Source organism: Paenibacillus sp. SAF-068 (genome assembly GCF_051967555.1).
GTDB lineage: Bacteria > Bacillota > Bacilli > Paenibacillales > Paenibacillaceae > Paenibacillus.
In genome coordinates this window covers 2,346,671-2,362,479 of sequence record NZ_JBQCJX010000001.1, presented here as the reverse complement: position 1 = coordinate 2,362,479, position 15,809 = coordinate 2,346,671, and the positions used below count along the sequence as shown (strand labels likewise).

Below are 15,809 nucleotides of genomic sequence, written 5' to 3'. Positions count from 1 at the left end.
CCTTTATTCCAGTGTCAAGGTTACCGAAGAAGCGATACTCCAATCCCCAACTGGGTTTATTGTATAAGTCGTACCTGGAGTAAGCTTCCCGTCATTAGCGAGGTCGAATACACCTGTCGCACCTTTTCGACTTGAATATTTATAAGTGGCTGTCAGAACATCCCCGCTAGGTGAAGTTAACGTTACACTTCGACCAGAGAACAGCTCATCTCCAGGATCTTGGGCAAGCATAACTTCGATGGAAGTTTCGCTCACTGCCTGAGCACTTGCCACTTCTAGCGCGTCGAACGATTTCGCAGTGAATGAAGCATTTTCGATGTTGGCCCAATCCGAAGAAACGGTATACGTGACACCTGATTGCAGCGTTTGACCTTCAGGCAAACGGAACTTCGGTTCTTGTTTTCCATCTGTGGATTGTGTAAACGGAACGTATCTGGCAACGATAGACTCGCCACCTTCTGGCGTAATTACCACTTGTCTTGCCTGCATGGAAGAGATGATTTGAAACGTTTTGCCGCCTGCTTGCTCCTGATCATTCAGTACGAACGCATTAGCTCCTCGACCACCGCTGTAAGCCGAAATAATATAACCGTAATCCACCACACCGTTCTCTTGCAGTGCTTCAATCTCGAATGTATCATTCGTTACTTGAGTAGCTGTTGTCATATTTATTTTCGTGCCACTGCCTTCAAAGGAACCAACCTCTTGGTCTTTGTAAGTCAGGCTGTATATTGCACCAGCATCTTGTACGGACGTTGGAACGATGTAAGTCGCAATTGACCCTGTTTTCAAACGGGGCATATTGGTCAACGTCAGACCACCGGTAAACGCAAAGTCCGTTTGTGCCTTCGCAAAAGCTTCATCCGTTGCTGTCAGCGGTTTGTCGAATGTGACGATCAGCGTAATGGCATTCAGTGATCGAACGCTCTCGATTTGAGCCTGATCCGAAGGAATGGCTTGGTAGGCTGTTTGCAGGAGTACTGCGGTTTCACCGCGCGTTGCTGAACCGTTCTCGGAGTAGAACTTGCTCATCCAATGATGAACGGACTTTACATCACGCTGCATTGCTTTGGATACGACCTGTTCAAGTTCAGCATCTGTCACTTGAGCTTGCGGAGAGAATTGTCCGTCTTTTGCCTGCATGATGCCGAGTTCAACTAGCTTTGACGCATAAGGTGCATACCACGCGTTCGGGTTCACGTCCGTTATTTCTAAGGTTTCGCCCGTCTTGCCTTCCAAATTAAACGTTTTGTAAACCAAGGATGCTAGCTCAGCACGCGTAATCGCTCTATGTTCACCCATGGATTGATCTGCATATCCGTTCATGATTCCCAAGCTATTTAGTTCTTGGACAGCAGCATCAATCTGCTGTTGGCTAAGTTGTGCCGTTGTTGCGGCAATGTTAGTAACGTATGTAGCTGCGTGTACTTGATTCGCAGTTAGTGGGAATACGGTTGTACCTAATGCAGTTATGGTTAGAAATGTAGCGATTTTGCGGGTTGTCGAATTCATCGTTGAATTCCTCCTCTATAGATTGTAGTTGCCTGTATCTATAGAATAGAGGACAAAAAGAAACTCCCAAGGACAAAATGATTAACAAATTATAAACTGGCTCTAAATTTTCACAAAACTTATACGGTGAATCGGTAGCCCGCGCCCCAGACGGTTTCGATGTATTCCGGATTTTTGGGGTCTGTCTCGAGTTTCCCACGGAGTTTGCGAATATGGACGGTGACGGTTGCAATGTCTCCGGTGGAATCCATGCCCCAGATGCGCTCGAACAGATCGGATTTGCTGAATACACGGTTGGGATGACTGGCGAGAAATACAAGTAACTCGAATTCCTTGGTTGTAATCGCTACCTCTTCGCCATTAACGAAAACGCGGCGTGAGCCTCTGTCGATGTGAAGACCGCGGATGTGAATTTCATCCTGCTGGGCCGGTTTGTTTTTGCCAAGTAGTCTCTCGTATCGGGTTAAATGAGCCTTGGCTCGTGCAACTAATTCACTTGGGCTAAACGGTTTTGTAATAAAATCATCGACTCCCAGATTGAATGTCCGGATCTTATCGATCTCTTCCTTTTTCGCGGAAACGACAAGGATGGGTACCTCCTTCACCTCACGAATCCGCCTGCAACACTCGAACCCGTCAAGTCCAGGGAGCATCAGATCAACAATGATCAGATTGTAGTCTCCCTCCAGTGCTTGCTTCAGGCCTTCATCACCGGTATGGCAGAGATCCACGGAAAATCCGTTGAGTTCAAAATAATCCCGTTCCAGTTCAGCAATCGTCGTTTCGTCTTCAATTATCAATATGCTAGCCATACTCATTAGTCCCTCTCTTCATTCAGCCGTTTCAGTCTGATATATATGCTCGTGCCATCATCGGGCTGGCTTTCGGCCCAGATAAAACCTCCATGTCCATCTATGATTTGGCGGGCAATGGCCAGCCCAAGCCCACTTCCACCGGTTGAGGAATTGCGGGACTGTTCTGCGCGATAGAAGCGTTCGAAAATATAGGGTAATGCCTCTTTAGGTATACCTCTGCCATTATCTCGAAACGTCATCGTAATCCAATTTTCATCCGCTTGAAGTGTAATCTCGAATCGTTTGTGTTCATTCTCCATGTATTTGAGTGCATTATCCACCACATTAACAACGGTACGTTTTAACTTCTCCGGGTCCACAGCAGCCATAGCGGGACCAGACACCTGGTTATTCCAATACAACGCAACGCCTTTATCCTCCATGTCGTATCTCAGCTCTTCAATGCTGTCTTCGAGGAAATCAGCGATATCAACTGTCTCGAACAGGAAAGGCTCTTGGTTCAAATCAAGCTTCGAATACAAAAACAGTTCATCCACCAGCTTATCCATGCTAACTGCTTTGGAGTGAATGATATTAACGTAACTCTCCATTTTCTCAGGAGTATTTGCCACCCCATCACGAATGCCCTCAATATATCCTTTAATATTGGTGATCGGCGTACGGAGATCATGCGAAATGTTGGAAATGAGTTCTTTGCGGTTCGCTTCGTCCTGTTGTCGTAGGGCATAGGAGCGCTGCAACTGATTTCGCATACTCTCAAATGCTTCACTGAGTTGTCCAACCTCATCATTGGAGTTTAATTGAATCTTAAAAGATAGATTGCCATCCTTAATTTGCTCGGCTGAGCTTCGTAGTTGATTGAGCGGCTTAATGAAACTACGCGTGATCCAGCGGAACAAGAGAAGATTCGCGATGATCAGGACGCCGATAAGCAGTAATGACATCACAGGTAACAGCTTGCGAGTAAGCTCTGCGAAGGGGCTTCTCTCACGAATGACGAAGATACTTCCCCGTTCCCCATCTGAATATTGAAAATCAAACTTTGCATACGCATAAAATCGTTCTCCAATATTGAAAGTGCTTCGAATCTGATAATTGTTCAGATCATAGGCAGGCAGTGCTTGCTTTAGTTCTGGCTGGTTGAAGGTCAACGATTCGAAGATCTGGCTATTCTCCCGTCTGACGTAGAGCCCTGACTTCTCAGCTCGCAGCTTCATGTCATATTCACGCAGTAAAACCTTGTTCTGCAGATCATCCGGGTCATTTTTAGCCAGAAACTTCATCTCTTGAAAGATCGATTCTCCCTGTTCAGTCAGTGGATTGATCTGATAATGTACCTTGTAAATATCGCGAAAACTCTGTAGATCCCCTGTGGCTGCAATCGTGTACAGGCTTGCCGTAAGCAGGATAAACAGTAGACTTATAACGAGCATACCCGTGAAGGACAGCAGCATTTTTATTCGAATGGACATGGGTTCCCCTTCTCAAGCAAGCATTTGGATTAGTTAGTGCACATGTTAACACAAGATCGATTCAATTGCCCAGATGCAAAAAAAGAGGTTTCGTGCTCTCGTGATTCTTGAAGGGTTTTTGTTTAACATGTTGACAGTGAGAATGATTATCAATAGTCTTGTAGTAAGATCTGTAGCGATTTATCTCAACAGGACTGGCAACATTATTGAAACGAGGTATGTAATGTGAAAGTAGACGTTAATCAGTTAGCAGCGCATTTTGCACACATTCCTTTTCAAGTTGAAGGAATATATCGATATGCCAGAAATCCAGGCGTGCCCCACGCTGACTATACCGATTCTTTCCCTGGATTTGTGTTTCCTCTGACAGGAAAAATACAATTTCAATTTGATGGGACGCCCTATATCTTTTCGCCAGGAAAAGTTGTACATGGGGGGGCAAAAATGAAACTTGACCAAACCGTGTTTAATAAAAATGATTGGGAGTACATCTTGGTATTATACCGGATATGTAGTTCAGACCTGGGAGAGTCAAGCTTTTCTCATCAGCATTTTGAATTATCAACGGGCCAATCCCCTCGTCTGATTGAATTAATTACGCGTCTTTGGCATGTGTATAACCAGCATGGAGGTATTTCAAGGTTTCAGACCGAGATGCTGTTTCGCGATGTACTGAATGAAACTTTATTATGTGTTGACCATAGGCAAAACAGTTGTGAATCAGATGTTTTATTTGAACGGGTCTCTGCGTATATTCAGGAATACTATGATCAAAGTCTGTCTATCGCATCGCTTGCAGAACAAAATAACGTTAATCGAAATCGACTTTCCTACGTGTTTAGAAAACATGCAGGTATGGGTCCAGCAGAATATATATTGAAATATCGTATGGACATGGCAGAACAAATGTTATTGGCAAATGATGTGCCTGTGCAACAGATCGCTGAAACGGTGGGCATTGCCGATCCTTTTTATTTTAGTAGAGTGTTCAAAAAACAATATGGTGTCTCTCCTACTGAGTATCGTCAGAAGTTCATCAATAATCCATCCTGATTTCAACAGGCATCCATGTTATACCATAATCCAAATCAGTATACTGAACTTAAACGAATAATACACAGGAGGAATTACGATGCACTATCAATCTATTAAATTGAATGAGGAATTTTCGAAAATAAACGATCTGTGGTCTCCGAAACTCATTGGAGAAATGAATAACCATCAATTTAAGATCGTAAAGATTGCTGGAGATTTTGAGTGGCATGTTCATGAGGAAACTGATAAGTTGTTTTTTGTGCTCGAAGGGGAAATGATAATTGATTTTCGTGATGGGCAAGTGAAGATTTCTAAGGACGAAATGTATATTGTCCCCAAAGGAGTCGAGATTAAGCCTTCCGCCAAAAAGGAATGTCATATCATGTTAATGGAGCCACGAAGCGAAGCTTAATAATAATACTGGCAGGACTGGGGCCGGATAAGCATCCGAAATGGCAAACAGCCTGAACTATAAAAGAGCCGATAACCACGAAATAGGGTTATTGGCTCTCTGTCTGTACGGCTAGCTATTGGTCGTGCATTAATTATTAATTAGCAACTGGTGTTTATATGTTACTCATTTATAAACCTAAATCATCAGCGAGTCCTTCAACACCTGTGAAGATAGAATCTCCGTAACCCCAGAAGTTATTGAAATCAATAATATAGATCTTCTTGTTTTTAACTGCGTTAATGTTTTGTACCTGTTTGTTGGCTAACAGTTTTTCAATCGTCTGTTCAGGATCGATGCCACCCGCATACCTCGAAATAATCAGGGCATCCGGATTCATCTCGATGAGCTTCTCCAGACTTAGTGTTCCGGTTTCATTAATGAGCATATTATGCATATTGATCAATGACATTGCACTTTCAATAAATGTATCTCCGTTCCCGTTGTAAATTCCGATGGTTCCATCACCATTATCCGAAAAAGATGCATAGTTGATCGTTTCAGCGCTAGCTCGGGCAGACAAGGCATTCGCGCGTGCTTTAAGCGTCTCAATATATGCCGCTGCATTAGCTTGTACGTTGAAGATCTCACCTAATTCAGTAATATCCTGATACAGACTATCTAACGATGCATCAGGAACACTGGTGCTTTGTACATACGTTTTAATTCCCATATCATTCAAGCTGCTTACTGTACCAACACCCCAATCCGCGTCCTCAAACAATCCACCACGCCCCACAACCAGATCAGGGGAAGCGCCAATAGTCAATTCCTTGCCCACATAGCCTTCAGCCAGCACAGGAATTTTCTTGAACTCATCAGCAATATCATCAGGCACACTGCCGAACAGCGCTGCTACACCTACAAGCTTGTCTGTCAAACCCAGGCGAATCATCAGCTCGGCTGCACCTTGCGTATTGGCAACTACTCGTTCAGGTGCCTTGTCAAACGTTTGATCCTTCTTCACCCATGTGCCGTTCTCTGTTGTATAGTTTGAAACGGTTACTGGATAGGTGGTTTGAGCTGCACCTGAAGCGTCTGCGTCGGTTTGTTCCCCATTTGCCGCTGTATTCGTGGCGCTGCTCTCCGCAGGTTGCTGTGAACTGCCAGTTGCATCTTCACTGCCACCATTGTTGCTTGAACACGCTGCGAGCACCAGAATCATTGCAGTAATCAAACCAAGAAACATCCCTTTTTTAACGGATACCAACATGTGAATAATCTCTCCCTTTTGAATTCTCTCTTGTCTTTTTGACCAATATGTAAAATGACTATTGTCAGTATACAGTAAATGTCGAAGTGTGTAAATGAGAACAATAATCAATATCAACTATAAATTGAATATAAAGCCCCTCCTCCCTTTGGATGCCTTTTTGCTATGACCATAAATTTTATTTCATGGAATCTGGTGGCTCACTTCGTCGCATTTTCCTAACCTTCATCCCAAAACGATAGAAAACCAAGTTTATGTCCTTTGTTTAGGATCAAACTTGGTTTTCTTGTACTTAACTATTCATTTCGTGCCTGCTTAACCTTGCCGATAAGTTCATTAATAATTTCATCAGGTGAACGTTCGTTCATCCATTGTTGGCCGAACATTTGGAATACTTTAATCATTGGGAAATCTGCCCAGAATCCCACAAACTCCTCGTTAAGATATACCTTATCTGTAACATGTTCGTTCATTTCAATCAGGCATTTTTCCAATTCCCTTTTCGCTGCCGAATCACTCATCCACTCACTGAGCAGACTGAATTTGTGGAACGTGATTTCTTCTTTACCAAAGTCGCAATGCAGACGTTCGGTGATTCGAATGTCTTTGGACGAGCTGCCAAGCGAAATTTGGAAGTATCCGGTCTCTGCTACCCAGCGGTTGTACTTGGTGTTGTAATATGAAAAATCTCTCTCTTCCAGTTCAAACGTGATCTTGCGTTTTTCACCCGGCTCCAGTTCAACTTTGACAAAGGCTTTTAACTCTTTCTCTGGACGGGTCCATGTGCACTCTTCATCGTGCACGTACAATTGAACAACTTCTTTCCCTTTACGTTTACCTGTATTTTTTAAATGGAAAGAAACAGTAACACCAGCATTCGTCTGGGCCACTTTCAGATCCGTGTACGAGAACGATGTATAGGACAATCCGTGTCCAAACGGGAATTGAGGAGCCAGTTCTTTCCGGTCATAATACCGATATCCTACAAAAAGACCTTCACGATAATACAGCTTGCCGTTCTCTCCGCGAATCCGCATATGGGAAGGGTTGTCCGATAGCTTCACCGGGAAGGTCTCGGACAGCTTACCCGACGGATTCGTGTGTCCGAATAATACATCTGCAACCACTTTACCCATGCCTTGACCCGACAACCACGCGTGAATCACACCTGGTACGTGCTGTATCCATGGGCGCATTGCCAATGCGGTGCCGCTGCTAGTTACGACAATGCACTTGGGTTGCACTGCGGCTACGGCGAGAATCAATTTTACTTGATGTTCGGGAAGATCAATGCCTTGCAGATCATGCATCTCCGATTCGGCATATTCCGGTTGGCCAACAAACAGTACAGCAACATCGGAATTCTTGGCTAATGCAACGCTCTCCTGAATTAACTCATCACGGATGGAGTCATCCTCCGGATATCCTTCTGCATACCCCATGGTAATGGTATCGCCAGCCAGATTCTTTATCTCGTCCCACGGAATATCGATTTTTGTCGGCGTAACCTTCGCACTGCCTGCACCCTGAATTCGAGGTTTCTTGGCAAACCGTCCAATCACGGCAATCGATGCCAGCGATTCCTGCTGTAGGGGAAGAGTCGCGTTCTCATTTTTCAGAAGCACAATACTTTCGGATGCCGCTTTGCGAGCAAGTGCATGGTAATCCGCACCTTCAGAAGACCCCATGTTTTTGTTGCCTGTTACCCGCTCAACCAGCTTCAAAATACGACCCACGCTTCGATCCAGTTGTTCTTCGGAAAGGCTTCCGTTCTGAATCGCCTCAATGATTGCCTTGGCATTGTAATGCGCAGGGCCCGGCATCTCCAGATCAAGTCCAGCCTTCAGTCCGCGTATGCGATCATTGACAGCAGTCCAGTCGGATAGAACTACACCTTCATAACCCCACTCTTCTCTCAAAATGTCATGCAGCAAATGTTCGTTCTCACTCGTGTACGTTCCATTCAATAAATTATAAGAACACATGACCGTCCAAGGATCGGATTTCTTAATAATCCGTTCGAAAGCACTCAGGTAAATTTCGCGAAGCGTCCGCTCGTCAATTTCCGAACTGGTCACCATTTTCTCGAACTCCTGGTTGTTACCCGCAAAGTGTTTGACAGAAGCGCCCACTCCTTCGCTTTGGATCCCGTTTATAAACGCCGCTCCAAGTTCCCCCGTCAAGTATGGGTCTTCAGAGTAGTATTCGAAGTTTCTTCCGCCAAGTGGCGTTCTTTTCATATTGACACCAGGTCCAAGCAGCAACTCAACGTCCATGGTTTTTGATTCACGTCCCAGTGCCACACCAACTTCATACAACAATTCCGTATTCCACGAAGAGCCGATGGCTGAACCCGTAGGGTAACAGGTTGCGGGTACATTTTCCGTTGTAATCCCCATTTCTTCATCGCTGTTCGTTTTACGGATACCGTTTGTCCCATCGTACATATGAACCGGCGGAATGTTTAACCGCTCAATTCCTTTTGTCATCCACATATTCAATCCTGCGCAGAGCGAAGCTTTCTCGGCCAGCGTCAATGCCGACAACAATTCATTGATTGATTTATCCATCGTACTCACCCTTCTGATATCAATTTTGTTCTTGTTCTTTCTTCAGTTCCTGTGCATCATACAGTTTGAAAAACGGAAACCAGACAATAAATACAATGACCAGGACGACCGCCAGCAAGATCAGCCCATTGAGTCCGGACATAATATAGGTGGAGAGGCCGATCGGCGTGTACCATAGCTGGAAGATCTTGCTCGGAATCCGTACCCAACCCCAGTCGAGAGCCAAGTACACAATCACCGGCGTGATAAGTGAGTTAATCCACATCGGCACCATGAGTAATGGATTAAAGGCAATAGGTGCTCCGTATACGACGGGTTCATTGATGTTGAACAAGGATGGGATAATAGTCGCCTTGCCGACAGATTTCAGTTTTTTCGAACGTGCCATCAGGAACCAAACAACTAACGGCAAGGTCGCTCCCATTCCTCCAATACCCAGCCATCCGGAGAAAAAGGTTTCAAACGTGTTGATATTGACGGGATCTTGTCCCGCTGCCACAAGAGCTGCATTTTCTTCGATTGCAGGTATCCAGATCGCGTACCAGATCGGTGTCATGACCCACGGGCTTACGCCGAAAGAATACAGTACAACACCAATGAAATTGAACAATAAAAATCCGGTTAAACTTTGCCCTACGGCATTGATCGGCTCAAATACGTTCACGATCAGTCCAAAAATATCAAAATGAAGCTGATATACAAGCAACCATCCTGTTGTTAATACCAGGGCGATCGGGACGAGAAAATCGAACCAGTCCATAATGAATTCGGGAAGTGAAGATCCCTTTTTGAAGAACGAAAATTTGTTGCACATGATCATTACAAGAGCGACAAATACACCTACCAAGAGTGCTGTAATCATCCCCGAGGGTCCAAATCGTTCAAGGATGAACTGAATGGTACCGTCTTCGTTTAGAGTTGGGTTAAGCAGCATAACGAACAGAGATATCCCCGTCATTCCCGCAAGCAACTTGATTTTATGTCGTTCTCTTTTTTCCATCACGACATAAGGTGTCAAAAAAGCAATAAACAACCCCAGCAAACCAAAACTGAATGTTGTGATGGGTGTCAGGTCCGGCATTCCCGGAATGAAATCCTGCAAAATCGAAATCAATGTGATAATTGAACCGATGAAAATCATCGGAATGGCGACCATGATGGCTTCTTGAATCGAAGAAACCCAAATATTGTTCGTAAACGCCTCCAATCTTGGCGCAAACGAATCTGTCATCCATTTCATGAAACGCTTCATCCAAAACTCCCCCTGTCTTCCTCTATGCTGCCACAACCATAGTATATCGATTTGTGTTAACGCTTTCTTGTTGGAACTTGCCGCATCATGGATCGTTTTTTGCCCAATCCATCGCTACAGTTCTAGCTTGCCAGCCTGAACAAGAAATAAACAACAAAAAACATCCCTTCAATACTGAAAGGATGTCTTAAGAGTAATTTTTTCTAATATTGTCTATCCAAAATGAGTAGCAACACGCCATGAGGAGGGAGTAGCAATTCTTTACGCCAACATTCATCCCTTACCATCTCTGTCTTCATTACCGGGCCGCTCCTCCCGTTTAAAAAGAGGATTTCTTCTTCCGTCAAGGAATCGGGCGATCCCATGCGGACCCACTCATCAAATACCGATCCATGCTCCCTGTCCAGTCGATAACTTGTGCATTTATAAGGTCCCTCGAGCTTGCTCAGGGTAAGTTCATAAGCTTTGTTTCCTTTTTCCTCAAATACGTCATAGCGGGTTGAGCTGGATAATTCGGACCAATCTCCACTCGCAAACAGCTGATCGACATGCACATAATGATAGAACAAAAATTGCATGCTTCCGTCACTTTTTCGCGTTCCGACATAACCGTCTCCCTTGATTAGCAGCTCATCACCCAGCTTCTGCATAAGTTCAAATGCATAATAGCTGGGTTTCTTCAGACCATCGCGATTGATCAGGCCAAAGCCTCCATAGAAAGGAGAAGTAGGAACGATACTTTCTTCGAATACATCGGTAAAGGACCAAAAAGCCATGGCTTTCACATCACCGAGTGTATTCATGGTGTGATAAATGACAAATGGAGCCATGAACATGGTATCGTGCAGCAAGTTACGGTCATACAGCGAAAAATTCCACTCGGTGACATGGAGTTCAACATGACCGTACGAAGACGCCTTCATTTTCTGCCGAAGAAGATCAATACTTTCCTTATAGAAAGATGGCGGCATGATTTGAGTTAAACGATCCTCTTCAACTTTTAACTTGGGATACTCCGAATAGATGTGGAACGAGAAAAAGTCGAGAACAACTTCATGCTTCCTGCAGTATGACAGAAAATCCTCAGCCCAGGTGTCGTTCCAAAGAGATCCATAACCCATCGCTGGGCCCCCCACTCTCAGATCGGGCAATACCGTTTTGATAGCATGGGCGGTCAATTCGTAAAAAGCGAAATATTCTTCCTTGCTTCCCGCCCAACAAACACCAGCCAGGTCAGGCTCGTTCCATACTTCGAAGTACCACTTCTTCACTTCTTCCGCCCCATAACGATTCAAACAGTGCCTGATGAATTCGCGAACAAGGGTCTGCCACTTGGCAGGGTCGGATGGCGGACTAATATTCCCCCTCCACCAAAATAACGTTTCCTTGGATCTCGCCAGCTGGCTCGGCATAAAGCTTAATTCCACAAATGGCCGAACTCCCTGATCCAGCAGGAAATCATACAACTTGTCCACATAAGACCAGTTATAGACAGGAGCGCCTTGCTCTGTTTCGCTGTACACCATCATCTCATCATTAAATATGCCGTGAAATCGAATGTACTGAAAAGGTACTTTGCCTTTCAGAGCAGACAGCTGCTTCCGCCAATCTTCACGCAAACCTTCGATGGCTCTCCCCGCCGTCATGGTGATATTCCAGTGCTTTTCGTAGACGAACGACGTCTGATCCGCACGAACCTCAATGCTGGTTTGGTCTGACAGATGTGTAGACGGTACAGGGATCGTGTCATGATCGGGGTCTACCTTAGCATCCAGATATCGATACAGTGAGCCTATCGCATTCAACGTTTCCATCTCGTAATAATCTCCGCTTGAAGATTCCTCATACGTTTTGGGCTTGCGGTTCACATTCAACTGATGGGGTTCCGGTGTACGCGAAGCTTCCCGATAGGAACCGGGCGTGCAGCCGTACTTTTCCTTGAAGTATTTGTTAAACAGCTTCACATTCGCAAATCCGCAATCCAGCGCGATCTCCGAAATATTTTTATCATTTGCTGCCAGCTGAGCCTGAGCCTTCTCCAAACGAATAAGCGTCAAATACTTTTGAAAAGGTATCCCGATTTTGTCGGTGAAGAAGTGGGAGAAATAATGCAGACTTAAATGTTCGGAATCGGCCATATCCTGCAGCGTAATCTTCTCATTGTAGTGTAAATCAATATATGTGAGGACCCTGTTTAGTCTTTTATAGTCATAATCCCTGCTGCCGTCTTCCAATGCGGAATTTGTTCCACTGGAAAAATACCTCTGCAGACAGCCGCATAACATCTGTAATCTGCCCATAGTGAAATTTTGATAACCCGGTGTTTTTTTGTTGATCTCCCATACCATCTGCGCAAGATATTGTTTAATGCTATGCAGCCAGGAAGCGTCCTGCTCCACATTCAAGGCAGAGTTACAGGAGATAAACGCATTATTGTTCATCAACTCAGGACCGAACTGCAATGTCAATAACACGTTGTCCTGATTGGTTCGTTCGATCTTGTGGACGGACATGCTGTTTACCACGATCACATCATCTTCATACAGTGTATATTGCTGCTGGTCCAGATACATGATGATTGAACCATGAAGAACATATACAACTTCCACTTCCTTATGCCAATGGAAATCAATATGCTTCACCGAGTTCACGAAGAGTTTCATAGGCAAATCGTCCTGATGTTGAATAAACTCGTATAGATAGCGAATTGTCTGCACCTTCCTTCATACCGCTTATTATAGACACAGCATTTTGAAGATATCAACAAGCTAAACAGTGCGACGTCCGTTACGTCAAGAGCGACAGAATGCAATGGCGAACTGAAGTTCAAAAATAACAAAAAAGCCGATCATTTAAGTTTAATGATCGGCTCTTCTTTATAAATGTTCAAACTACCTACTCACTGATGCCCTGCTATCTTACCAGCCGCGGTTGGACATGCGCTCTTCTGGAGCCAACTTCGAAATTTCGATCCCTTTCATAGGGGCGCCCAAGTTTTTGGATACTTCGGCGATCAGTTTGTAATCCGTGTAATGTGTTGTAGCTTCAACGATCGCACGAGCGAATTTCTCAGGATTATCGGATTTGAAAATACCTGATCCTACAAATACACCGTCTGCTCCCAGGTGCATCATAAGTGCTGCGTCAGCCGGAGTAGCTACACCTCCTGCTGCAAAGTTAACGACAGGAAGTTTGCCATTTTCATGAATTTCGCGGAGTAGCTCATAAGCTACACCCAGGTTTTTGGCTTCAGCATACAGCTCGTCCTTGGACATGTTTTGCACTTTGCGAAGCTGGCTGTTAATTAGACGCATATGACGAACTGCTTCAACAATGTTGCCCGTTCCAGGCTCACCTTTTGTACGAATCATCGATGCACCCTCACCAATACGGCGAAGTGCCTCTCCCAAATCTTTGGCTCCACATACAAATGGTACAGTGAACTCATGTTTATCAATATGGAACACTTCGTCTGCAGGTGTGAGAACTTCGCTCTCATCGAGATAGTCCACACCCAACGATTCAAGTACTTTGGCTTCTATGTAATGACCGATACGTGCTTTGGCCATAACTGGAATAGACACAACTTTCATAACTTCTTCCACAATGGTTGGATCCGCCATGCGAGCTACACCGCCAGCTGCACGAATATCGGAGGGTACCCGCTCAAGAGCCATAACTGCTGTTGCCCCTGCCGCCTCGGCAATTTTAGCTTGTTCTGCATTCATAACGTCCATGATGACGCCACCTTTTTGCATCTCAGCCATTCCTCTTTTTACACGATCTGTACCTGTTTGCATGATTGTAGTCCTCCTAATTAACTTTTGGGTGGTTTTCAATAAAGCCATCGCTCTAATCTATGATTTAGTATAAAATGAGAATGGTCATATAAAAAGATCCAATAATTTCGGTTTTTATTGTACCACTTCAAATACAACTCCTGGAGGGCATATGCAATTTCATGTAGCTTACAGTTCATATCTGAACCGAAAATATACCAAGATGAAGGCTCTTTATCATGCGATTCGTGATGCTATTCATGAAGGCCAGCTTATACATGGCGAGAAGTTACCTTCTACTAGAGAGCTAGCCGCAACGTATCACATTTCCAGAGGAACGGTGAATCAGGTCTATGATACGTTGACTGCTCAGGGTTACATTCAATCAGAGCATGGGAGAGGAACCTTTGTTGCCTATCAGTTGGATTTAAGTAAGGATGGGTCCACCGTAAAAACTTGTAACCATCACTTATCAGCCTGGGGGAATCGTATCCAGAAGTTTGAACAACAGACGTTTCAAAGTAATTTACCCGCGAATGCACATGCCCATGATTCCAGTCTAGAGAACGACGAAGTTATCGACTTTAGCAAATACCAACCTGATTTATCCAAATTCCCTTACGATGAATGGAACAACCGTTTATATGCGGAGATAAGGCAGCGTGAACATCATCCGGACACCACCTCTTCTATTGTAAGCTCAACCGGGGAGCCGAGATTGAGAGAAGCCATTGCCGCGTACCTTCGAAGAATGCGGGGAATTCAAGTCGATCCGGATCATATTGCCGTGACTGCAGGCTCCATGCAAGCCATAGCTTTACTCACTCAGTTACTTGCAGATCCCGGGGATCATGTCGTGACGGAAAGTCCTTGTTATGTCGGGATTTCTAAAGCCATTTTGGCTGCGGGTGCCAAGTTGATTGAAGCCAATCTCGATGGTCAGGGCGTTGTGCCCCAAGACTGGGAAGCTCGCATGTTGTTTGTCACGCCTTCACGACAGTTTCCTACTGGCGAAATGCTCAGCCTTGAACGCAGACAAACCTTGCTGGATTGGGCACACCGTCATGATGCAATGATTGTCGAAGATGATTATGATAGCGAATTCCGATATCGCGGGATGCATGTTGAACCGCTGAAAACACTTGATAAAGCAGGACGTGTAATCTACCTGGGCAGCTTTACGAAAACACTACCTTTTGAAGTACGACTTGGTTTTGTAGTTCTCCCTCCCACCTTGGCAGACACCTTTAGAAAGGCACAGGCACTATACGAGCCAAGACCTGTTAATCTGATTGAACAACGGGCGTTAGCCGCATTTATGATAAGTGGTCAATATGAGCGTCATCTGCGCAGAATGAATCGATTGTACAGTCGCAAATTCCATCTGTTACTCAAACTTTTGAACCAGCAACTTTCCACATGGTTTGATTGGGTGGAGAACGAAGCAGGTCTGCACGTGTTCGGCTGGTGGCGAGGTAATGTATCCACGTATGAGGCCTTTCGGGCATCGGCTAAGTCTCAAGGTGTGGTATACTCAGAAGTCAGCAGTTCAAGCACTGTTGGTACGAAATACGGGTTATACTTGTCTTTTGCACATTTGTCAGATGCACAATTACAGGAAGGCGTATCCCGATTGAAAAATGCCGTCACAGCCCCATTGTGAGGTACATCGTCTCCAAAATGTAGTACAAGAAGTTCATTATTCGGAAG

General features: G+C 44.8%; 11 protein-coding genes. 3 read left to right on the top strand and 8 right to left on the bottom strand.

Going from position 1 to position 15,809, the window contains the following annotated elements; genetic code table 11:
- Positions 1-3 precede the first annotated feature (3 nt).
- The 3 genes from ACTHPG_RS10275 to ACTHPG_RS10265 all read right to left on the bottom strand — a co-directional run bounded on the left by ACTHPG_RS10275 (position 4) and on the right by ACTHPG_RS10265 (position 3,799).
- Positions 4-1,512, bottom strand: coding sequence for an S-layer homology domain-containing protein (locus tag ACTHPG_RS10275; protein WP_440389110.1), 1,509 nt, complete (start codon positions 1,510-1,512; stop codon positions 4-6).
- A gap of 119 nt (positions 1,513-1,631) precedes the next feature.
- Positions 1,632-2,324 (bottom strand): response regulator transcription factor, encoded by a 693-nt coding sequence (locus tag ACTHPG_RS10270; RefSeq protein WP_440389109.1) that lies wholly within the window; start codon positions 2,322-2,324, stop codon positions 1,632-1,634.
- A gap of 5 nt (positions 2,325-2,329) precedes the next feature.
- Entirely contained in the window at positions 2,330-3,799 is a 1,470-nt protein-coding gene (locus tag ACTHPG_RS10265; protein WP_440389108.1) for an ATP-binding protein, read from the bottom strand.
- Between the two features lie 225 nt (positions 3,800-4,024).
- On the opposite strand from ACTHPG_RS10265, the gene ACTHPG_RS10260 reads away from it, so the two are divergent.
- Together ACTHPG_RS10260 and ACTHPG_RS10255 are read left to right on the top strand one after the other, a co-directional pair.
- Complete coding sequence (locus ACTHPG_RS10260; protein ID WP_440389107.1) at positions 4,025-4,852, top strand: helix-turn-helix transcriptional regulator; 828 nt, start codon at positions 4,025-4,027, stop codon at positions 4,850-4,852.
- A 79-nt stretch (positions 4,853-4,931) separates the two neighbouring features.
- Positions 4,932-5,246, top strand: coding sequence for a cupin domain-containing protein (locus tag ACTHPG_RS10255; RefSeq protein WP_440389106.1), 315 nt, complete (start codon positions 4,932-4,934; stop codon positions 5,244-5,246).
- Between the two features lie 169 nt (positions 5,247-5,415).
- On the opposite strand, the gene ACTHPG_RS10250 is transcribed toward ACTHPG_RS10255, so the two are convergent.
- From ACTHPG_RS10250 to pdxS, 5 genes are all read right to left on the bottom strand, one after another.
- Positions 5,416-6,498, bottom strand: a complete 1,083-nt coding sequence (locus ACTHPG_RS10250) for an ABC transporter substrate-binding protein (protein WP_440389105.1) — start codon at positions 6,496-6,498, stop codon at positions 5,416-5,418.
- A gap of 296 nt (positions 6,499-6,794) precedes the next feature.
- Positions 6,795-9,068: a beta-glucosidase gene (locus tag ACTHPG_RS10245; protein WP_440389104.1), complete on the bottom strand. Its 2,274-nt coding sequence runs from the start codon at positions 9,066-9,068 to the stop codon at positions 6,795-6,797.
- 19 nt (positions 9,069-9,087) lie between these two features.
- Positions 9,088-10,320 carry a PTS sugar transporter subunit IIC gene (locus ACTHPG_RS10240; RefSeq protein ID WP_150367180.1) on the bottom strand — a complete coding sequence of 411 codons (1,233 nt, stop codon included), beginning with the start codon at positions 10,318-10,320 and terminating at the stop codon, positions 9,088-9,090.
- A 203-nt stretch (positions 10,321-10,523) separates the two neighbouring features.
- Entirely contained in the window at positions 10,524-12,983 is a 2,460-nt protein-coding gene (locus ACTHPG_RS10235; RefSeq protein ID WP_440389103.1) for a GH39 family glycosyl hydrolase, read from the bottom strand.
- Positions 12,984-13,238: 255 nt separating this feature from the next.
- The gene (gene pdxS / locus ACTHPG_RS10230; RefSeq protein ID WP_253442583.1) at positions 13,239-14,123 is read right to left on the bottom strand and encodes a pyridoxal 5'-phosphate synthase lyase subunit PdxS; all 885 of its coding nucleotides are present in this window, start codon (positions 14,121-14,123) and stop codon (positions 13,239-13,241) included.
- 148 nt (positions 14,124-14,271) lie between these two features.
- On the opposite strand from pdxS, the gene pdxR reads away from it, so the two are divergent.
- Entirely contained in the window at positions 14,272-15,762 is a 1,491-nt protein-coding gene (pdxR, locus tag ACTHPG_RS10225) for a MocR-like pyridoxine biosynthesis transcription factor PdxR (protein ID WP_440389102.1), read from the top strand.
- The last annotated feature ends 47 nt before the right edge of the window (positions 15,763-15,809 follow it).

Bases quoted from the DNA above. Each gene is read 5' to 3' on its own strand.
- ACTHPG_RS10270 (WP_440389109.1), bottom strand. From the start codon at position 2,324: ATGGCTAGCATATTGATAATTGAAGACGAAACGACGATTGCTGAACTG.
- ACTHPG_RS10235 (WP_440389103.1), bottom strand. From the start codon at position 12,983: ATGAAACTCTTCGTGAACTCGGTGAAGCATATTGATTTCCATTGGCAT.
- ACTHPG_RS10255 (WP_440389106.1), top strand. From the start codon at position 4,932: ATGCACTATCAATCTATTAAATTGAATGAGGAATTTTCGAAAATAAAC.
- pdxR (WP_440389102.1), top strand. From the start codon at position 14,272: ATGCAATTTCATGTAGCTTACAGTTCATATCTGAACCGAAAATATACC.
- ACTHPG_RS10250 (WP_440389105.1), bottom strand. From the start codon at position 6,498: ATGTTGGTATCCGTTAAAAAAGGGATGTTTCTTGGTTTGATTACTGCA.
- ACTHPG_RS10240 (WP_150367180.1), bottom strand. From the start codon at position 10,320: ATGAAGCGTTTCATGAAATGGATGACAGATTCGTTTGCGCCAAGATTG.
- ACTHPG_RS10265 (WP_440389108.1), bottom strand. From the start codon at position 3,799: ATGTCCATTCGAATAAAAATGCTGCTGTCCTTCACGGGTATGCTCGTT.
- ACTHPG_RS10275 (WP_440389110.1), bottom strand. From the start codon at position 1,512: ATGAATTCGACAACCCGCAAAATCGCTACATTTCTAACCATAACTGCA.
- ACTHPG_RS10245 (WP_440389104.1), bottom strand. From the start codon at position 9,068: ATGGATAAATCAATCAATGAATTGTTGTCGGCATTGACGCTGGCCGAG.